Origin of the sequence: Pseudomonas sp. BW16M2 (genome assembly GCF_014268865.1) — a bacterium.
Taxonomy (GTDB): domain Bacteria; phylum Pseudomonadota; class Gammaproteobacteria; order Pseudomonadales; family Pseudomonadaceae; genus Aquipseudomonas; species Aquipseudomonas peradeniyensis.
This window is the reverse complement of sequence record NZ_JABWRI010000012.1, coordinates 44,293-63,746: the sequence shown is the minus strand read 5'-3', so window position 1 is coordinate 63,746 and position 19,454 is coordinate 44,293. Positions and strand designations below refer to the sequence as shown.

Sequence of the window (19,454 nt, the reverse complement as noted above, 5' to 3'; positions counted from 1 at the left end):
TACCTGGTCCGACGCCATCGCGGGTCAAGCCCGCTCCCACGATTACAGGTTTTCCACGAAAGGACATTCCCCATGCGTATCGTTGTTGCATTGGGCGGCAACGCCCTGCTGCGCCGCGGCGAGCCGATGACCGCCGACAACCAGCGCGCCAATATCCGCACTGCCACCGAGCAGATCGCCAAGATCCATCCCGGCAACGAACTGGTCATCGCCCACGGCAACGGCCCGCAGGTCGGCCTGCTGTCGCTGCAGGGGCTGTCGTACAAGCCGGATGAAGCCTATCCGCTGGACGTGCTCGGTGCCGAGACCGAAGGCATGATCGGCTACATGATCGAACAGGAACTGGGCAACCTGCTGGCCTTCGAGGTGCCGTTCGCCACCCTGCTCACCCAGGTGGAAGTGGACGCCAACGACCCGGCGTTCAAGGATCCGACCAAGTTCATCGGCCCGGTCTACGCCAAGGACGAGGCCGAACGCCTGGCCAAGGAAAAAGGCTGGGTGGTCAAGCCCGACGGCGACAAGTACCGCCGCGTGGTGGCCAGCCCGAAACCCAAGCGCATCTTCGAGATCCGCCCGATCAAGTGGCTGCTGGAGAAGAGCAGCATCGTGATCTGCGCCGGCGGCGGCGGCATCCCCACCATGTACGACGAGAACCGCAAGCTCAAGGGCATCGAGGCGGTGATCGACAAGGACCTGTGCTCGGCGCTGCTGGCCGAACAGCTGGAAGCCGACCTGCTGATCATCGCCACCGACGTCGACGCGGCTTACATCGATTTCGGCAAGCCGACCCAGAAGGCCATCGCCCAGGCCCATCCTGACGAGCTCGAGAAGCTCGGTTTCGCTGCAGGCTCCATGGGGCCGAAGGTCCAGGCCGCCTGCGATTTCGCCCGCCACACCGGCAAGGTGGCGGTGATCAGCTCGCTGGAGAACATCGAGGACATCGTCAAGGGCACCGCCGGCACGCGGGTTTCCACCGCCAAGCCCGGTATCAGCTACCGTTGAATGCAGTTGGCGGGTGCCTGGCGCCCGCCGTTTTCAACCTTCCGGAGGACTCGCCATGGCCCAGTACGCGCCCGGTCATGTACACATTGAGCGCACCGCGCTGAACACGAACGACCACAGCTACGACCTCAATATCGAATACGAGGCGGCGACCGACCCCAAGGAAGGCAGAGGTATCCAGTTCCGCATGCACGGCCACATCGAGGGCAAGACCGTCGATGAGAAATTCTTCCTGGCCAAGGACCAGGTGTTGCCGAGCTTTCTGATGCAGTTGAGCCGCAAGGCCCAGTCGTACCTGCCAGCGCCGAAGAAGTTCGAGAACCTCGGTTCGCCGCACAAGCTGTATGACTACATGTTCGAAGACATTCGCACCAAGCTGGATGTGAAATCGGGCGACCCGATCAAGCCTGAACACCTCGAGTGACCTCTGGGGCTGCTGCGCAGCCCTTTCCGACCGGTCCGACGCCTCGGCAAGGCCGCTCCCACAGGTAAAGCACCGTATCCATAAGCGGTGAGATACCTGTGGGAGCGGCCTTGTGTCGCGAAAGGGGCGCAACGCGCCCCCGGCAATATTGGGCTAGCCCCGGCTCCCAAGGCATACTACGGCCTCCCTCGGCCATAATTGCCCCCCCATGCGCATCCACGTCAGCTTCATCGACCGCGTCGGCATCACCCAGGAAGTCCTGGCCCTGCTCGGCGCCCGCAACCTGAACCTCGATGCCGTGGAGATGGTCCCGCCGAACGTCTACATCGACGCCCCGACCCTGAGCCCCGCCGTGCTCGAAGAGCTGCACGACGCCCTGTTCGAGGTGCGTGGCGTGCAGTCGGTGGAAGTGGTCGACATCCTCCCGGGCCAGCGCCGCCACCTGCAGCTCGACGCCCTGCTCGCCGCCATGAGCGACCCGGTACTGGCAGTGGACAGCGCCGGCCTGGTCCTGCTGGCCAACCCGGCGCTGATCGCCCTGTGCGGCCGCGAGTCGGCCGGGCGCTCGGTGGGCGAACTGTTCGGTGATCCCGACCTGTTGCAAGCCCTGCAGGACAACAACTTCCACCTGCCCATGCGCGAGATGCAGCTCAACGGCCAGAGCCTGCTACTCGACGCCACGCCGATCACCCACGCCGGCGGCCTGCTGACCCTGTACCCGCCGAACCGCATGGGCGAGCGCCTGTCGGCCCTGCACCACGACCACGCCGAAGGCTTCGACGCCATGCTCGGCGACTCCCCGGCCATCCGCACCCTCAAGGCCCGCGCCCTGCGCGTGGCCGCCCTCGATGCGCCGCTGCTGGTGCACGGCGAGACCGGCACCGGCAAGGAGCTGGTGGCCCGTGCCTGCCACGCCATCAGCAGCCGCCATGGCGCGCCGTTCCTGGCGCTCAACTGCGCGGCGCTGCCCGAGAGCCTGGCCGAGAGCGAACTGTTCGGCTATGCCCCCGGCGCCTTCACCGGCGCGCAACGTGGCGGCAAGCCCGGGTTGATGGAACTGGCCAACCAGGGCACGGTGTTCCTCGACGAGATCGGCGAAATGTCGCCGTACCTGCAGGCCAAGCTCCTGCGTTTTCTCAGCGACGGCAGCTTCCGCCGGGTCGGCGGCGACCGCGAGGTCAAAGTGGACGTGCGCATCATCAGCGCCACCCACCGCGACCTGGAGCGCATGGTCGGCGAAGGTACTTTTCGCGAAGACCTGTTCTACCGCCTCAACGTGCTCAACCTGCAAGTCCCGCCCCTGCGCGAGCGCGGCCAGGACATCCTGTCGCTGGCGCAGTTCTTCATGCAGCAGGCCTGCACCCAGATCCAGCGCCCAGCCTGCCGACTGGCCCCTGCCACGCACCCCGCGCTGCTGGCCAACCCCTGGCCGGGCAACGTGCGCCAATTGCAGAACGTGATTTTCCGTGCAGCGGCTATTTGCGAAAGCAACGTCGTGGATATCGGCGACCTGGACATCGCCGGCACCTCGGTGGCACGCGGTCAGGATGGCGAGGTGGCCAGCCTGGAACAGGCGATGGGGGATTTCGAGCGCGAACTGTTGCAGCGGCTGTATGCCAGCTACCCCTCGACCCGGCAGTTGGCCGGACGCTTGCAGACTTCGCATACGGCCATTGCCCAGCGCTTGCGCAAGTACGGAATTCCAACCCGAGGTTGACTCAGCTCACACCTATCGTATCGATATCATTACGACGTAATGATATCGATACACATCCATTTGCATGCGCCTTTGCAAGGGTTTGATCCTGCAACGCTTTTGATTTCCTGCTCATCTGTATCGATTTCGTTCCAGGCGAATGGTATAAAACTTAAGAAATATAATTAACTTATTGATTAATAAGGACTTTTGTTATCTGGCCGCATTATTGCTAAGAGAATTCCAACCTTAAGAGCGCGGAGCCTACCGCGCCCAACGCCCCCTGCTTCCCGAGGAATTCCCATGAGCGAGTTGCGTTTCACCGAAGATCACGAATGGCTGCGCGTCGAAACTGACGGCAGCGTCACCGTGGGCATCACCGCCTACGCCCAGAACGCCCTCGGCGACGTGGTCTATGTGCAACTGCCGGAGCTGCAGCAGTACGACAAGGGCGCCGAAGCCTCCACCGTGGAATCGGTCAAAGCCGCCAGCGGGGTGTACATGCCGCTGGCCGGTGAAGTGGTCGCTGTCAATGAAGGCCTGAACGACAGCCCCGAGCTGGTCAACGAAGACCCGCTGGGCGAAGGCTGGTTCTTCCGCTTCATCCCCGCCGACATGAGCCAAGTGGCCGCCCTGCTCGACCAGGACGCCTACGACCGCCTGCTCAAAGCCAACGACGACGCCTGAGGTACCGCACCATGACCCTCAACCTCGGCACCGCCAACGAATTCATCGCCCGTCACATCGGCCCGCGCGCCGCTGACGAGCAGGCCATGCTCACCACCCTGGGCTTCGACTCGCTGGAAGCGATGACCGCCGCCGTCATCCCCGACAGCATCAAGGGCACCAGCGTGCTCGGCAGCGAAGACGGCCAGAGCGAGGCCGATGCCCTCGCCGCGCTGAAAGCCATTGCCGGCAAGAACCAGCTGTTCAAGAGCTACATCGGCCAGGGCTACTACAACACCCACACCCCGGCACCGATCCTGCGCAACCTCCTGGAAAACCCGGCCTGGTACACCGCCTACACCCCGTACCAGCCAGAGATCTCCCAAGGCCGCCTGGAAGCGCTGCTGAACTTCCAGACCCTGATCAGCGACCTCACCGGCCTGCCGATCGCCAACGCTTCCCTGCTCGACGAGGCCACCGCCGCCGCCGAAGCCATGACCTTCTGCAAGCGCCTGTCGAAGAACAAGGCCAGCCACGCCTTCTTCGCCTCCGTGCACTGCCACCCGCAGACCCTCGACGTGCTGCGCACCCGTGCCGAGCCGCTGGGCATCGAGGTGGTGGTGGGCGACGAGCGTGAACTGGGCGACGTCAGCGCCTTCTTCGGCGCCCTGCTGCAATACCCGGCCAGCAACGGTGACGTGTTCGACTACCGCGAAGTGGTGCAGCGCTTCCACGCCACCGGCGCCCTGGTGGCCGTGGCCGCCGACCTGCTGGCCCTGACCCTGCTCACCCCGCCGGGCGAGTTCGACGCCGACGTGGCCATTGGCAGCGCCCAACGCTTCGGTGTGCCGCTGGGCTTCGGTGGCCCGCACGCGGCCTACTTCGCCACCCGCGACGCGTTCAAGCGCGACATGCCGGGCCGCCTGGTCGGCGTGTCGATCGACCGCTTCGGCAAGAGCGCCCTGCGCCTGGCCATGCAGACCCGCGAGCAGCACATCCGCCGCGAGAAGGCCACTAGCAACATCTGCACCGCCCAGGTGCTGCTGGCCAACATCGCCAGCATGTACGCGGTGTATCACGGCCCGGCCGGCCTCAAGCGCATCGCCGAACGCACCCACGCGCTGACCGCGATCCTGGCCACCGGCCTGACCAAGCTGGGCATCAAGGTCGTCACCGGCGATTTCTTCGACACCCTGACCCTGGCCACCGGCAACGCCACCGCCGCCCTGCACGACAAGGCCCGCGCCCAGGGCATCAACCTGCGCCAGGTCGACACCGCCCAGCTGGGCCTGTCGCTGGACGAAACCAGCAGCCAGGCCGATGTCGAGGCCCTGTGGCAACTGTTCGCCGACGGCCAGGCCACCCCTGACTTCACCGCCCTGGCCAACACTGTCGCCGTGCGTCTGCCGGCCGGCCTGCTGCGCCAGTCGGCGATCCTCGAGCACCCGGTGTTCAACCGCTATCACAGCGAAACCGAGCTGATGCGCTACCTGCGCCGCCTGGCCGACAAGGACCTGGCGCTGGACCGCAGCATGATCCCGCTGGGCTCGTGCACCATGAAGCTCAACGCCGCCAGTGAGATGATCCCGGTGACCTGGGCCGAGTTCGGCAACCTGCACCCGTTCGCCCCGGCCGAGCAGAGCCAGGGCTACCTGCAGATGACCACCGAGCTGGAAGCCATGCTCTGCGCCGCCACCGGTTATGACGCCGTGTCGCTGCAGCCCAACGCCGGCTCCCAGGGCGAGTACGCAGGCCTGCTGGCGATCCGCGCCTACCACCGCAGCCGCGGTGACAGCCACCGCGACATCTGCCTGATCCCCTCCTCGGCCCACGGCACCAACCCCGCCACCGCGCACATGGCCGGCATGCGCGTGGTGGTCACCGCCTGCGATGCCCGCGGCAACGTCGACATCGACGACCTGCGCGCCAAGGCCATCGAGCACCGCGAGCGCCTGGCGGCGATCATGATCACCTACCCGTCGACCCACGGCGTGTTCGAGGAAGCCATCGGCGAGATCTGCGCGATCATCCATGACAACGGCGGTCAGGTGTACATCGACGGCGCCAACATGAACGCCATGGTCGGCCTGTGCGCCCCGGGCAAGTTCGGCGGCGACGTCTCGCACCTGAACCTGCACAAGACCTTCTGCATCCCCCACGGCGGCGGCGGCCCGGGCGTCGGCCCGATCGGCGTCAAGTCGCACCTGGCGCCGTTCCTGCCCGGCCACGCGACGCTGGAGAACACTGCAGGCGCCGTGTGCGCCGCACCGTTCGGCAGCGCCAGCATCCTGCCGATCACCTGGATGTACATTCGCATGATGGGTGGCGCGGGCCTCAAGCGCGCCTCGCAGATGGCGATCCTCAACGCCAACTACATCGCCCGTCGCCTGGAAGAGCACTATCCTGTGCTGTACACCGGCGGCAACGGCCTGGTGGCGCATGAGTGCATCCTCGACCTGCGCCCACTCAAGGACACCAGCGGCATCAGCGTCGACGACGTGGCCAAGCGCCTGATCGACTTCGGCTTCCACGCCCCGACCATGTCCTTCCCGGTGGCCGGCACGCTGATGATCGAACCGACCGAAAGCGAGTCCAAAGAGGAACTGGACCGCTTCTGCAACGCGATGATCCAGATCCGCGAGGAGATTCGCGCCGTCGAGAATGGCAGCCTGGACAAGGACGACAACCCGCTGAAGAACGCCCCGCACACCGCGGCGGAGCTGGCCGGCGAATGGACCCACGGCTACAGCCGCGAGCAGGCGGTGTACCCGCTGCCGAGCCTGGTGGAAGGCAAGTACTGGCCACCGGTGGGCCGGGTCGACAACGTGTTCGGCGACCGCAATCTGGTCTGCGCCTGCCCGTCGATCGAGAGCTATCAGGACGTCTGAGGCGGTCTTGGGAAAGCGGGGCCGCTTTGCGGCCCTTTCGCGACGCAAGGCCGCTCCCACAGGGACGTCGCCGCTCTTGTGGGAGCGGCCTTGCGTCGCGATGGGCTGCGCAGCAGCCCCAAAATCTTCAGGAGAAGTACCATGTCCCTGAGCGTCTTCGACCTGTTCAAGATCGGCATCGGCCCCTCCAGCTCGCACACGGTCGGCCCGATGCGCGCCGCCGCGCGCTTCGCCGAAGGCCTGCGCCGTGACGGCCTGCTGGCCGGCACGGTCAGCGTCAAGGCCGAGCTGTACGGCTCGCTCGGCGCCACTGGCAAGGGCCACGGCAGCGACAAGGCCGTGCTGCTGGGCCTGGAAGGCGAACATCCCGACACCGTCGACACCGAAACCATCCCCGCCCGCCTGCAGGCGATCCGCGACAGCGGCCACCTGCGCCTGCTCGGCGAACATGAAATCGCCTTCGTCGAGAAGCAGCACCTGGCGATGATCCGCAAGCCGCTGGACTACCACCCCAACGGCATGATCTTCCGCGCCTTCGACGCCGCCGGCCTGCAGATCCGCAGCCGCGAGTACTACTCGGTGGGCGGCGGCTTCGTGGTCGACGAGGACGCGGCGGGCCATGACCGCATCGTCGAGGACAGCACCGTGCTGCCCTATCCGTTCAAGACCGGCAAGGAACTGCTCGGCCATTGCACCGCGCAGCACCTGTCGTTCAGCCAGGTGATGCTGGCCAACGAAGCGGCCTGGCGCCCGGAAGCCGAGACCCGCGCCGGCCTGCTGCGCATCTGGCAGGTGATGCAGGACTGCGTCGAGGCCGGTTGCCGCCACGAGGGCATCCTGCCCGGCGGGCTCAAGGTCAAGCGCCGGGCGCCGGCACTGTACCGCCAGCTCAGCCGTCATCCGGAGGCCAGCCTGCGCGACGCGCTGTCGGTGCTCGACTGGGTCAACCTCTATGCCCTGGCGGTGAACGAGGAGAATGCCTACGGCGGGCGGGTGGTCACCGCACCGACCAACGGCGCCGCCGGCATCGTCCCGGCAGTGTTGCACTACTACATGCGCTTCGTCCCTGGCGCCAATGAGGACGGCGTGGTGCGCTTCCTGCTCACCGCGGCGGCGATTGGCATCCTCTACAAGGAAAACGCCTCGATCTCCGGCGCCGAGGTCGGCTGCCAGGGCGAGGTCGGCGTGGCCTGTTCGATGGCCGCCGGCGCCCTGTGCGAAGTGATGGGCGGCAGCCCGCAGCAGGTGGAGAACGCCGCCGAGATCGGCATGGAACACAACCTGGGCCTGACCTGCGACCCCATCGGCGGGCTGGTCCAGGTGCCCTGCATCGAGCGCAACGCCATGGGCTCGGTGAAAGCGATCAACGCGGTGCGCATGGCCCTGCGCGGTGACGGGCAGCACTACGTCTCCCTCGACAAGGTCATCCGCACCATGCGCCAGACCGGCGCCGACATGAAAAGCAAATACAAGGAGACCGCCCGCGGCGGTCTGGCCGTCAACATCATCGAATGTTGACCCGAACAAAAAACGAGGAGTCACCGATGTCCGAAACACTGCACAAGACCCCGCTGCACGCCCTGCACCTGGAACTGGGCGCGCGCATGGTGCCCTTCGCCGGCTACGACATGCCGGTACAGTACCCGCTGGGCGTGCTCAAGGAGCACCTGCACACCCGCGAGCAGGCCGGCCTGTTCGACGTCTCGCACATGGGCCAGATCATCCTGCGCGGCAGCGACGCCGCCCGTGCCCTGGAAACCCTGGTGCCGGTGGACATCGTCGACCTGCCGGTGGGCATGCAGCGCTACGCCATGTTCACCAACGCCGAAGGCGGCATCCTCGACGACCTGATGGTCGCCAACCTCGGTGACGACACCCTGTTCCTGGTGGTCAACGCCGCCTGCAAGGACCAGGACCTGGCGCACCTGCGCAAACATATCGCTGATCGCTGCGAGATCCAGCCACTGTTCGAGGAACGCGCCCTGCTCGCCCTGCAAGGTCCGGCGGCGGTCAAGGTGCTGGAACGCCTGGCCCCGGAAGTGGCCGGCATGACCTTCATGCAGTTCCGCCCGGTCAGCCTGCTCGGCAACGACTGCTTCGTCAGCCGCTCGGGCTATACCGGCGAGGACGGCTACGAGATCTCGGTGCCGGCCGCCGCCGCCGAAGCCCTGGCCCGCCGCCTGCTGGCCGAGCCCGAGGTCCAGCCGATCGGCCTGGGCGCGCGCGACTCGCTGCGCCTGGAAGCCGGCCTGTGCCTGTACGGCCACGACATGGACACCACCACTACCCCGATCGAGGCCAGCCTGCTGTGGGCCATCTCCAAGGTGCGCCGCGCCGATGGCACGCGCGCTGGTGGCTTCCCTGGGGCAGACACCGTGTTCGCCCAGCAACAGGCTGGCGTGGCGCGCAAGCGGGTCGGCCTGCTGCCCCAGGAACGCACGCCGGTGCGTGAGGGCGCGCAGATCGTCGACCAGGCTGGCAAGGTGGTCGGCGAAGTGTGCAGCGGCGGCTTCGGTCCGACGCTCGGCGCGCCCGTGGCCATGGGCTATGTCGATAGCGAACATGCGGCCCTCGACACGGCGTTGTTTGCCGTCGTCCGTGGCAAGCAAGTTGCCCTGAAGGTCAGCAAAATGCCTTTCGTGGCACAACGTTACTACCGTGGCTGAATGAGTGGATTGGACGGGTTCGACATATTCGTTTTCGAACCTGTCCAATAACTTCTGAACATAGCGCCAGCCCAGGCGCCACGCCGTTTCCGACAAATCGTTCGGTTATCGGGAAAACCCTGATTTTCACCCCCCGCAAGGGCTTGTTTTTCGCTCGGCAGTTGGCGTAGAGTCATCGCACTGTGTTTGCATGGGTCGCAACAGTTCGTGACCTGGGCCAGTAGCCGCAATCTGCTACAACCCGTTCGACGTCTCTTACTTTCCTGCAACCCAGCCCAGTAGTCTTTCACTTACAAATGCGTGAAAGAAACTGTCATCAAAATTCAAGTTTCATAGGAAATAAGACAATGGCTGAGCGTCAGAACGGTACCGTCAAGTGGTTCAATGACGAGAAAGGTTACGGCTTCATCACCCCTGAGAGCGGTGCTGATCTGTTTGTTCACTTCCGTGCCATCGAAGGCAACGGCTTCAAGAGCCTGAAAGAAGGCCAGAAAGTCACCTTCGAAGCCGTGCAAGGCCAGAAAGGCCTGCAGGCTGACAAAGTTCAGGTTGTCGCCTAAGCGATTACCCGAATTCAAAAAGCCCCTGCCAAGTGCAGGGGCTTTTTTTTGCCCGTAGAATAGCGGCTTCGCCATTCGGAGCCGTCCTGCATGTCCAAGCCCCTGCTCTCACCCCAGGGTGATTTCCCCCCCGTCGGCCTGGGTCGCCGGCTGGCGGCGATGTTCTATGACTTCCTGCTGTGCACCGCCCTGCTGATCGTCACCGCCGGCGCCTACAAGATGATCCAGATGGCGATCATCGGCGAGGCACGCATGCGCGAACTGACCGAGGCCGGCGCGCTGGATGGCGACCCGCTGCTGTCGACGATCCTGCTGTTCGCCCTGTTCGGCTTCTTCGCCAAGTTCTGGACCCATGGCGGCCAGACCCTGGGCATGCAGGTGTGGGGAGTGCGCGTGCAGAACGCCGACGGCAGTGCCATCAGCCTGTGGCAGGCGCTGCTGCGCTTCCTGGTGTCCATCGCCTCCTGGCTGTGCCTGGGGCTGGGGTTCTTCTGGTCGCTGATCGACAAGCGCCAGCGCAGCTGGCACGACATCTATTCCGAGACGCAACTGGTGCGTCTGCCCAAGCGCAAGAAGTAACCCGCTCCTACAAGAGTCCTGCTCACAAAAAAGCCGACCCAAGGGTCGGCTTCTTTGTGCAACTCAGGCCATCAACCCGCCCGACGCATCAACCACAAACCAGCCAACGCACAGATCCCCGCCGGGATCACCACCGCCAGCAGAGGCGGGAAGCCGAACACCTGGCTCGATGGCCCCAGCAGGTCCCCGGCGATGCGGAACACGAAGCCCACCAGCACGCCGGTGAACACGCGCTGACCCAGGGTCACGGAACGCAGCGGGCCGAAGATGAACGAGATCGCCATCAACACCAGCGCCGCAGTAACCAACGGCTGCAGGACCTTGGTCCAGAACGCCAGCCAGTAACGCGAGTTGTTCAGCCCCTGGTCGGCCAGGTAGTGGATGTAGTCCCACAGCCCGGTGATCGACAGCGACTCCGGCGCCAGCACCACGGTATTGAGCAGCTCCGGTGTCACCGAGACGTCCCACACTTCCTCGGGGCTCTTGACCACTTCGGTGTGGTCGCCGCGGAAGTAGGTGGTGGAGACATCGTTGAGCATCCACTTGCCTTCCACATACTGCGCCCGGCGAGCGAAGCTGGAGGTCTGGATCTTGCGCTCGGCGTCGAAACGGTAGCGGGTCACGCCCAGCAGCAGGCCATTGGGCTGCACCGAGTTGATGTGCACGAACTCCTCGCCCTGGCGGTGCCACATGCCGCGCTTGGAGCTCTGCGCCTCGCCACCGCCCTGGGCCAGCGAACGGTCGGCCTGGGCCTTGTTCTCGGTCACCGGGGCCACGTACTCGCCGATCAGCAGGCCGACCAGCATCAGCACCAGCATCGGCTTCATCACCGCCCAGACGATGCGGCCGATGGACACGCCGGCGGCACGCATGATGGTCAATTCGCTGCTGCTGGCCAGGCTGCCCAGGCCGATCAGGCAGCCGATCAGGGCCGCCATCGGCAGCATGTCGTAAAGCCGGCGCGGCGCGGTCAGCAGGACGAAGCTGCCAGCGTCCATGAAGGTGTAGGTAGCGCTCAGGTCGTTCAGTTCGTCGATCAGGGCGAACAGCGAGGCCAGGCCAAGGATGATGCCCAGCACGGCGGCGATCGCCAGCAGCACGCTCTTGCCGATGTAGCGGTCCAGTTTAACCACGGGCCACCTCCGCACGACGGGCGGCGCGCTTGAGACGCAGCGGCTCCCAGTACATCAGCGCCAGGCCGATCAGCAGGAACAGGCCATGGACCCACCACATGCCCAGCGAGATGGGCAGCTTGCCCTTCTCCAGGGCGCTACGCACGGAAATCAGCATCGTCAGATAGGCCATGTACAAAAGGATCGCCGGCAGCAGCTTGAGGAAGCGGCCCTGGCGTGGGTTGACGCGCGACAGCGGCACAGCCAGCAAGGTCACGACGAACACCAGCAGTGGCAGCGACAGGCGCCATTGCAGCTCGGCACGCTCGCGAATGCCTTCATGTCCGAACAGTTCGGACGTCGGGATCGCTTCGCGCTCGGTGACCTCCTCGGCGACTTCCGGCTTGGGCAGCAGAACGCCATAGGTGTCGTACTTGATCGCCCGGTAGTCGGCCTGGCCCGGGTTGCCGTCGTAGCGGTAGCCGTTTTCCAGCACCAGGTAGCGGTTGCCGTCGGCCTGCACCTCCTGGTGGCCCTTCTCGGCGACCAGCACCGAAGGCGCGCGGTCCTTGGTCTTGTCCTGGTTGAAGCGTTTCTCGGAGATGAACACCCCGCCGAGCTTGATGCGGTCATCGGACAGCTGCTCGGTGTAGGTCACCCGGGAGCCGTCGCGCAGGGTCTGGAAACGGCCCGGCACCAGGGTGTCGAACTCGGTCAGGGCATCCTGCTGGGCGATGATCTTCTGCACCTGGGCAACGCCCAGCGGCGCCAGGCTCAGGCTCAGCCAGGCGACCAGCAGGGCCACCAGCGCCGCCGGCACCATGGTCACGGTCAGCAGGCGTTGCTGGCTCATGCCGGTGGCCGACAGCACGGTCATCTCGCTTTCGAGATACAACCGGCCATAGGCGAGCAAGATGCCGAGGAACAGCCCCAGCGGCAGGATCAATTGCAGGAAGCCCGGCAGGCGGAACCCCATGATCATGAACAGCACGCTAGGATCGAGCGCGCCCTGGGCCGCCTGGGCCAGGTACTTGATGAAGCGCCCGCTCATGATGATCACCAGCAGCACGGCGCTGACGGCGCTCAAGGTCACCAGGACCTCGCGGGACAGATAACGAAAGACGATCAAACCAGACACTCCTGGGTTGTCAGGGGCGGACAGCCAAACGAACGATTCGGACAGCCAAGACCAATGCCGGTTCGCCAAGGCGAACCTCCATGTAAAAGTGCGCGCATTATCCTGTGATTGACGGCGCCTGTCACTTGGCCACGCAGCATGGCGCATATCGGGGTTGTCATCGTGGTCGCGGCAGGCTCAAACTGGCAGCTTTTCCGCTGGCAGGCATCGCCCGCCAGCCGCGTGTTCCGAGCGCTTGCGAAAGACAGCGCCCACTGACAGACAGATCATTCGGGGACCCCAGACATGGAATTGGTTGTAAAGAGCGTAGCCGCTGTATCCGTCAAGACCGCGACCTTGGTCGTACCCGTCGGTGAAGGGCGCAAGCTCGGCGCCACCGCCAAGGCCGTCGACCAGGCCAGCGAAGGCGCGATCAGCGCGCTGCTCAAGCGTGGCGACCTGGCCGGCAAGCCAGGCCAGACCCTGCTGCTGCACAACCTGCCGGGCCTGAAGGCCGAGCGCGTGCTGCTGGTCGGCAGCGGCAAGGACGAAGCCCTCGGCGATCGCGCCTGGCGCAAGCTGGTCGCCAGCGTCGCAGGCGTGCTTAAAGGCCTGGGCGGCAGCGACGCCGTGCTGGCCCTGGACGACATCGCCGTCACCGGCCGCGACGGCCACTACGGCAAGTACCGCCTGCTGGCCGAGACCCTGCTCGACGGCAACTACGTGTTCGACCGCTACAAGAGCCAGAAGGCCGAGCCCCGTGCCATCAAGAAGGTCACCCTGCTCACCGCCAAGGCCGGCCAGGCCGAGGCCGAGCGCGCCGTGAAGCACGCCAGCGCCATCGCCACCGGCATGGCCTTCACCCGCGACCTGGGCAACCTGCCGCCGAACGTCTGCCACCCGAGCTTCCTCGCCGAGCAGGCCAAGGACCTGGGCAAGGCGCACAAGGGCCTCAAGGTCGAGGTGCTGGACGAGAAGAAGATCAAGGACCTGGGCATGGGCGCGTTCTACGCCGTGGGCCAGGGCAGCGACCAGCCACCGCGGCTGATCGTGCTCAACTACCAGGGCGGCAAGAAGAGCGAGAAACCGTTCGTGCTGGTCGGCAAGGGCATCACCTTCGACACCGGCGGCATCAGCCTCAAGCCCGGCGCCGGCATGGATGAGATGAAATACGACATGTGCGGCGCCGCCAGCGTGTTCGGCACCCTGCGCGCCGTGCTCGAGCTGCAGCTGCCGATCAACCTGGTGTGCCTGCTGGCCTGCGCCGAGAACATGCCGAGCGGCGGCGCCACCCGCCCGGGCGACATCGTCACCACCATGAGCGGGCAGACCGTCGAGATCCTCAACACCGACGCCGAAGGCCGCCTGGTGCTGTGCGACACCCTCACCTACGCCGAGCGCTTCAAGCCGCAGGCGGTGATCGACATCGCCACCCTGACCGGCGCCTGCATCGTCGCCCTGGGCAGCCACACCTCGGGCCTGATGGGCAACGACGACGCACTGGTCGGCCAACTGCTGGACGCCGGCAAGCGCGCCGACGACCGCGCCTGGCAGCTGCCGCTGTTCGACGAGTACCAGGAGCAACTGGACAGCCCGTTCGCCGACATCGCCAACATCGGTGGCCCGAAGGCCGGCACCATCACCGCCGGCTGCTTCCTGTCGCGCTTCGCCAAGGCCTACCACTGGGCGCACCTGGACATCGCCGGCACCGCCTGGATCAGCGGCGGCAAGGACAAGGGCGCCTCGGGCCGTCCGGTGCCGCTGCTCACCCAGTACCTGCTGGACCGCGCCGGCGCCTGATGGCGCACGACCGGTGGCGCCCTGCGCGCCACCGGCCGGCACTGAACGATCATGAGCAAAGTCGATTTCTACATCCTGCCCAGCGACTCACTGTCGGTGCGGCTGGATTTTGCCTGCAAGCTGTGCGAAAAGGCCTGGCGCCTCGGCCACCGGGTCTACCTGCATTGCCAGGACGAGGCGCAACGCGGCGAGCTCGACCTGCGCCTGTGGCAGTTCAAGGGCGAGGCCTTCGTGCCCCACGACCACGCCGAACAGCACCCGGACGCCATTGTCGCGCTGGGCGTCGGCACTGATGCCGGCGAACACCGTGACCTGCTGATCAACCTGGGCGGCGATGTTCCCGCCTTCGTCGGCCAGTTCGAACGGGTCGCCGAGATCGTCGTCGAGGAACCGGCCATCCGCCTGGCCGCCCGCGAGCGATTCCGTTTCTACCGCGAACAGGGCTATGCTCTGCAAGATCACCGCTTACAGCGACTCTGACGACGATGGACAAGCAGCTGAACTCCCTGACCCATTCCGCCCACCTGCTCGACGACCTCGAGTCGATCCGCGAGCTGCTGGGCGACGCCGACCTGCAACCGCCGCTGCTGACCGAGACGGTGGAGCAGATTCCCCTGCTACTCGACGAACCGGCCCCCGCGCCGCCCGTCGCCGAGGCAGCGCCGGTAGCGGCCCCGGCACCTGAAGAGGATGCCCAGACCCGCCGCCAGGACACCCTGCTGCACCTGGACGCCGAACTGCGCGCCGCCGCGCAACTGATCATGCAGGACGTGATCAACGATTTCACCCCGCACATCGAGACCGAGATCAAGCGTCGCCTCGATGCGCGGCTGGAGCGGTTGCTCAAGCGTTCCGAGTAACCATTCGTCCGGATCGCGGGGCAAGCCCGCTCCCACGACCACACGTGGGAGCGGGCTTGCCCCGCGATGGGCGCTACACCTGTCTTGAAGCGCGCAGCTTGGTTATACTTCCCGGCTTTCCCGAATTAATGCCTAAGGGTCCCGCCGCGCATGGATAAGACCTACCAGCCGCACGCCATCGAAACTTCCTGGTACAACACCTGGGAGTCCGAGAACTATTTCGCTCCACAAGGTGCAGGCGAGTCCTACACCATCATGATCCCGCCGCCGAACGTGACCGGCAGCCTGCACATGGGCCACGGCTTCAACAACGCGATCATGGACGCGCTGATCCGCTTCCGCCGCATGCAGGGTCGCGACACCCTGTGGCAGCCGGGCACCGACCACGCCGGTATCGCCACCCAGATGCTGGTGGAGCGCCAGCTCGAGGCCAAGGGCCAGAACCGTCACGACCTGGGTCGTGAGAAGTTCCTGGAGAAGGTCTGGGAGTGGAAGGATCAATCGGGCGGCAACATCAGCCGCCAGATCCGCCGCCTGGGCTCGTCGGTGGACTGGAGCCGCGAGCGCTTCACCATGGACGACGGCCTGTCCGAAGCGGTCAAGGAGGCTTTCGTGCGCCTGCACGAAGACGGCTTGATCTACCGCGGCAAGCGCCTGGTCAACTGGGACACCAAGCTGCACACGGCGATTTCCGACCTCGAAGTGGAAAACCACGACGAGAAGGGCCACCTGTGGAACCTGCGCTACCCGCTGGCCGACGGCGCCAAGACCGCCGAAGGCAAGGACCACCTGGTGGTCGCCACCACCCGTCCGGAAACCCTGCTGGGTGACGTCGCCGTCGCGGTCAACCCGACCGACGAGCGCTACCAGGCACTGATCGGCAAGTTCGTCGAACTGCCGCTGGTCGGCCGTCGCATCCCGATCGTCGCCGACGACTACTGCGACCCGGAGTTCGGCACCGGCTGCGTGAAGATCACCCCGGCCCACGACTTCAACGACTATGAAGTCGGCAAGCGCCACAACCTGCCGCTGCTCAATATCTTCGACAAGAACGCCACCGTGCTGGCCGCCGTGCAGGCGTTCAACCTCGACGGCAGCGTCAACGAAGGTATCGACACCTCGCTGCCGGCCCAGTACGCCGGCCTCGACCGCTTTGTCGCGCGCAAGCAGATGGTCGCCGACCTGGACGCCCAGGGCCTGCTGGTCAGCATTGACGACCACGCCCTGAAGGTACCGAAGGGCGACCGTTCCGGCACCGTCATCGAGCCGTGGCTGACCGACCAGTGGTATGTCTCCACCAAGCCGCTGGCCGAGCCTGCCATCGCCGCCGTGGAAGACGGCCGCATCCAGTTCGTGCCCAAGCAGTACGAGAACATGTACTTCTCCTGGATGCGCGACATCCAGGACTGGTGCATCAGCCGCCAGCTGTGGTGGGGCCACCGCATCCCGGCCTGGTACGACGAGGCCGGCCAGGTCTACGTCGGCCGTGACGAGGCCGAAGTGCGCGCCAAGCACAACCTGGGCGCCGATGTGAAACTGCGCCAGGACGACGACGTGCTCGACACCTGGTTCAGCTCGGGCCTGTGGACCTTCTCCACCCTGGGCTGGCCGGAGCAGACCGAGTTCCTGAAGAAATTCCACTCCACCGACGTGCTGGTCACGGGCTTTGACATCATCTTCTTCTGGGTCGCCCGGATGATCATGCTGACGATGCACCTGATCAAGAACGAGGACGGCACCCCGCAGGTCCCGTTCAAGACCGTCTACGTGCACGGCCTGGTCCGCGACGGCCAGGGCCAGAAGATGTCCAAGTCCAAGGGCAACGTCCTCGACCCGCTGGACATCGTCGACGGCATCACCCTCGACGCCCTGCTGGAAAAACGCACCAGCGGCATGATGCAGCCGAAACTTGCCGAGAAGATCGCCAAGCAGACCAAGGCCGAGTTCCCCGAAGGCATCGCCAGCTACGGCACCGACGCCCTGCGCTTCACCTTCTGTTCGCTGGCCTCCACCGGTCGTGACATCAAGTTCGACATGGGCCGCGTCGAAGGCTACCGCAACTTCTGCAACAAGATCTGGAACGCCGCCCGCTACGTGCTGGACAAGGGCGAGGACTGCGGCCAGAACGGCGAGGCCTACGAGTTGTCGCTGGCCGACCGCTGGATCATCTCGCAGCTGCAGCGCACCGAAGCCGAGGTTACCCGCCAGCTCGAGCAGTTCCGCTTCGACCTGGCCAGCCAGGCCCTGTACGAGTTCATCTGGAACCAGTACTGCGACTGGTACCTGGAGCTGTCCAAGCCAGTACTGTGGGACGAGAACGCCCCGGTCGAGCGCGCCCGCGGCACCCGTCGCACCCTGGTGCGCGTGCTGGAAGTCGCCCTGCGCCTGGCGCACCCGTTCATGCCGTTCATCACCGAAGAGATCTGGCAGCGCATCGCGCCGCTGGCCGGCATCGAAGGCAAGACCATCATGCTGCAGCCGTGGCCTGAAGCGAACGAAAGCCGCATCGACGCTGCCGCCGAAGGCGACATCGAGTGGCTCAAGGAGCTGATGGTGGGCCTGCGCAACATCCGCGCCGAGATGAACATCGGCCCGGGCAAGCCGCTGCCGTTGTTCCTGAAGAACGCCAACGCCGACGACCAGCGTCGCCTGCAGGAAAACGAAGCCCTGCTGAAGAAGCTGGCCAAGGTCGAGTCGTTCACCGTGCTCGGCGAGCAGGACGAAGCGCCGCTGTCGGCCACCGCGCTGGTGGGTGACCTGCAGGTGCTGGTGCCGATGGCCGGCCTGATCGACAAGGACGCGGAGCTTGCGCGCCTGAGCAAGGAGATCCAGCGCCTGCAGGGCGAGGTCCAGCGCGTCGGCGGCAAGCTGTCCAACGCCGCCTTCGTCGACAAGGCACCGCCTGCGGTGATCGAGAAGGAACGCGCCAAGCTGGCCGAGTCGGAGCAGGCCCTGGCCAACTTCACCGAGCAGCATGCGCGGATTGCTGCGCTGTAATATTCAGTGAAGCCATCGCGGGGCAAGCCCGCTCCCACGCCATCCCCCACTACAGGGGCGAGAACGTGGGAGCGGGCTTGCCCCGCGATGCTTTCCGGGACCAAACCATGACTCAGAAACCTACCCTGCACCCACGCAACCGCCACCAGGGCCGCTACGACTTCCCCGCCCTGATCAAGGCACACCCTGACCTGGCCCGCTTCACCATCACCAACCCCTACGGCAAGCCCAGCATCGACTTCGCCAACCCCGAGGCCGTGCGGGTGTTCAACCGCGCCCTGCTCAAGGCCCAGTACGGCATCCAGCACTGGGATATCCCGACCGACTACCTGTGCCCGCCAATCCCTGGCCGCGCCGACTACATCCACGTGCTGGCCGACCTGCTGGCCGAGGACAATGCCGGCGAGATCCCCCGTGGCGCCCAGGTGCGCGCCCTGGATATCGGCGTCGGCGCCAACTGCATCTACCCCCTGCTCGGCCACAGCGACTACCGCTGGCGCTTCACCGGCTCCGACATCGACGGCGTGGCCCTGGCCTCGGCCAAGGCCATCGTCCAGGCCAACAAGCTCGACAAGGCCATCAGCCTGCGCCAGCAAGCGCAGCCCAGGCATATTCTCAGTGGCTTGCTGCAGGCCGACGAACGCTTCGACGTCACCCTGTGCAACCCGCCGTTCCACGCCTCCCGCGAGGAAGCCACCCGCGGCAGCCAGCGCAAGTGGAAGAACCTCGGCAAGCAGGACCCCAAGCGCAAGCTGCCGGTGCTGAACTTTGGCGGGCAGAACAACGAACTGTGGTGCGAAGGTGGCGAGATCCGCTTCGTCAGCCAACTGGTCGCCGAAAGCGTACAGTACGCGGCCCAGGTGCTGTGGTTCACCAGCCTGGTGTCCAAGGCCAGCAACCTGCCGGGTATCGAGACGGCCTTGAAGAAGGCCGGGGTGAAGGCCCTGCGCATCGTCGAGATGGGCCAGGGGCAGAAGCAGAGCCGCATGGTCGCCTGGAGCTTCCAGGACGACAGCGCACGCCAGCAGTGGCATGCCGCGCGCAAATCACAGGCATGAAAAAACCGCGCCCGGGCAAGCCGGGCGCG

General features: G+C 65.6%; 16 protein-coding genes. 14 read left to right on the top strand and 2 right to left on the bottom strand.

Translation table 11 applies throughout. The features are described 5' to 3' along the window. Positions 1-72: 72 nt before the first annotated feature. From arcC to HU735_RS13280, 9 genes are all read left to right on the top strand, one after another. On the top strand, positions 73-1,002 hold the full coding sequence (gene arcC / locus HU735_RS13320) for a carbamate kinase (protein ID WP_110738300.1): 930 nt from the start codon (positions 73-75) through the stop codon (positions 1,000-1,002). 55 nt (positions 1,003-1,057) lie between these two features. Further along, positions 1,058-1,426 (top strand): DUF5064 family protein, encoded by a 369-nt coding sequence (locus HU735_RS13315; protein WP_186713867.1) that lies wholly within the window; start codon positions 1,058-1,060, stop codon positions 1,424-1,426. A gap of 208 nt (positions 1,427-1,634) precedes the next feature. Further along, positions 1,635-3,143, top strand: a complete 1,509-nt coding sequence (locus HU735_RS13310) for a sigma-54-dependent transcriptional regulator (protein ID WP_186713866.1) — start codon at positions 1,635-1,637, stop codon at positions 3,141-3,143. 282 nt (positions 3,144-3,425) lie between these two features. Beyond that, positions 3,426-3,809 carry a glycine cleavage system protein GcvH gene (gcvH, locus tag HU735_RS13305; protein ID WP_186713865.1) on the top strand — a complete coding sequence of 128 codons (384 nt, stop codon included), beginning with the start codon at positions 3,426-3,428 and terminating at the stop codon, positions 3,807-3,809. A gap of 11 nt (positions 3,810-3,820) precedes the next feature. Continuing rightward, positions 3,821-6,676 carry an aminomethyl-transferring glycine dehydrogenase gene (gene gcvP / locus HU735_RS13300; protein WP_186713864.1) on the top strand — a complete coding sequence of 952 codons (2,856 nt, stop codon included), beginning with the start codon at positions 3,821-3,823 and terminating at the stop codon, positions 6,674-6,676. A 141-nt stretch (positions 6,677-6,817) separates the two neighbouring features. After that, positions 6,818-8,194 (top strand): L-serine ammonia-lyase, encoded by a 1,377-nt coding sequence (locus HU735_RS13295; RefSeq protein ID WP_186713863.1) that lies wholly within the window; start codon positions 6,818-6,820, stop codon positions 8,192-8,194. A 26-nt stretch (positions 8,195-8,220) separates the two neighbouring features. Beyond that, positions 8,221-9,342, top strand: coding sequence for a glycine cleavage system aminomethyltransferase GcvT (gene gcvT, locus HU735_RS13290; RefSeq protein ID WP_050704122.1), 1,122 nt, complete (start codon positions 8,221-8,223; stop codon positions 9,340-9,342). Positions 9,343-9,689: 347 nt separating this feature from the next. Continuing rightward, complete coding sequence (locus HU735_RS13285; RefSeq protein WP_050704121.1) at positions 9,690-9,902, top strand: cold-shock protein; 213 nt, start codon at positions 9,690-9,692, stop codon at positions 9,900-9,902. Between the two features lie 90 nt (positions 9,903-9,992). Further along, a complete protein-coding gene (locus tag HU735_RS13280) occupies positions 9,993-10,481 on the top strand; it encodes an RDD family protein (RefSeq protein WP_028691993.1) in 489 nt (162 codons plus the stop codon). 71 nt (positions 10,482-10,552) lie between these two features. Here HU735_RS13280 and lptG read toward each other — a convergent pair whose 3' ends face one another. After that, entirely contained in the window at positions 10,553-11,614 is a 1,062-nt protein-coding gene (gene lptG, locus HU735_RS13275; RefSeq protein ID WP_050704120.1) for an LPS export ABC transporter permease LptG, read from the bottom strand. Then, positions 11,607-12,722: an LPS export ABC transporter permease LptF gene (gene lptF, locus HU735_RS13270; RefSeq protein ID WP_050704119.1), complete on the bottom strand. Its 1,116-nt coding sequence runs from the start codon at positions 12,720-12,722 to the stop codon at positions 11,607-11,609. The genes lptG and lptF overlap by 8 nt, the downstream gene beginning before the upstream one ends. A 294-nt stretch (positions 12,723-13,016) precedes the next feature. Here lptF and HU735_RS13265 point away from each other — a divergent pair, with 294 nt between their 5' ends. The 5 genes from HU735_RS13265 to rlmF all read left to right on the top strand — a co-directional run bounded on the left by HU735_RS13265 (position 13,017) and on the right by rlmF (position 19,425). Continuing rightward, positions 13,017-14,510, top strand: coding sequence for a leucyl aminopeptidase (locus HU735_RS13265; RefSeq protein WP_050704118.1), 1,494 nt, complete (start codon positions 13,017-13,019; stop codon positions 14,508-14,510). A gap of 51 nt (positions 14,511-14,561) precedes the next feature. Next, positions 14,562-14,990, top strand: a complete 429-nt coding sequence (locus HU735_RS13260; RefSeq protein ID WP_186713862.1) for a DNA polymerase III subunit chi — start codon at positions 14,562-14,564, stop codon at positions 14,988-14,990. Positions 14,991-14,995: 5 nt separating this feature from the next. Continuing rightward, positions 14,996-15,370, top strand: a complete 375-nt coding sequence (locus HU735_RS13255) for a hypothetical protein (protein ID WP_050704116.1) — start codon at positions 14,996-14,998, stop codon at positions 15,368-15,370. A gap of 150 nt (positions 15,371-15,520) precedes the next feature. Further along, positions 15,521-18,367, top strand: coding sequence for a valine--tRNA ligase (locus HU735_RS13250; protein WP_186713861.1), 2,847 nt, complete (start codon positions 15,521-15,523; stop codon positions 18,365-18,367). Positions 18,368-18,474: 107 nt separating this feature from the next. Then, positions 18,475-19,425 (top strand): 23S rRNA (adenine(1618)-N(6))-methyltransferase RlmF, encoded by a 951-nt coding sequence (rlmF, locus tag HU735_RS13245; protein ID WP_186713860.1) that lies wholly within the window; start codon positions 18,475-18,477, stop codon positions 19,423-19,425. Positions 19,426-19,454 lie beyond the last annotated feature (29 nt).

Excerpts from the sequence above, each read along its gene's own strand:
- rlmF (WP_186713860.1), top strand. The coding sequence starts at position 18,475 with ATGACTCAGAAACCTACCCTGCACCCACGCAACCGCCACCAGGGCCGC.
- arcC (WP_110738300.1), top strand. The coding sequence starts at position 73 with ATGCGTATCGTTGTTGCATTGGGCGGCAACGCCCTGCTGCGCCGCGGC.
- HU735_RS13255 (WP_050704116.1), top strand. The coding sequence starts at position 14,996 with ATGGACAAGCAGCTGAACTCCCTGACCCATTCCGCCCACCTGCTCGAC.
- HU735_RS13250 (WP_186713861.1), top strand. The coding sequence starts at position 15,521 with ATGGATAAGACCTACCAGCCGCACGCCATCGAAACTTCCTGGTACAAC.
- HU735_RS13310 (WP_186713866.1), top strand. The coding sequence starts at position 1,635 with ATGCGCATCCACGTCAGCTTCATCGACCGCGTCGGCATCACCCAGGAA.
- HU735_RS13295 (WP_186713863.1), top strand. The coding sequence starts at position 6,818 with ATGTCCCTGAGCGTCTTCGACCTGTTCAAGATCGGCATCGGCCCCTCC.
- HU735_RS13285 (WP_050704121.1), top strand. The coding sequence starts at position 9,690 with ATGGCTGAGCGTCAGAACGGTACCGTCAAGTGGTTCAATGACGAGAAA.
- HU735_RS13280 (WP_028691993.1), top strand. The coding sequence starts at position 9,993 with ATGTCCAAGCCCCTGCTCTCACCCCAGGGTGATTTCCCCCCCGTCGGC.
- gcvH (WP_186713865.1), top strand. The coding sequence starts at position 3,426 with ATGAGCGAGTTGCGTTTCACCGAAGATCACGAATGGCTGCGCGTCGAA.
- HU735_RS13315 (WP_186713867.1), top strand. The coding sequence starts at position 1,058 with ATGGCCCAGTACGCGCCCGGTCATGTACACATTGAGCGCACCGCGCTG.
- HU735_RS13260 (WP_186713862.1), top strand. The coding sequence starts at position 14,562 with ATGAGCAAAGTCGATTTCTACATCCTGCCCAGCGACTCACTGTCGGTG.
- gcvT (WP_050704122.1), top strand. The coding sequence starts at position 8,221 with ATGTCCGAAACACTGCACAAGACCCCGCTGCACGCCCTGCACCTGGAA.
- gcvP (WP_186713864.1), top strand. The coding sequence starts at position 3,821 with ATGACCCTCAACCTCGGCACCGCCAACGAATTCATCGCCCGTCACATC.
- HU735_RS13265 (WP_050704118.1), top strand. The coding sequence starts at position 13,017 with ATGGAATTGGTTGTAAAGAGCGTAGCCGCTGTATCCGTCAAGACCGCG.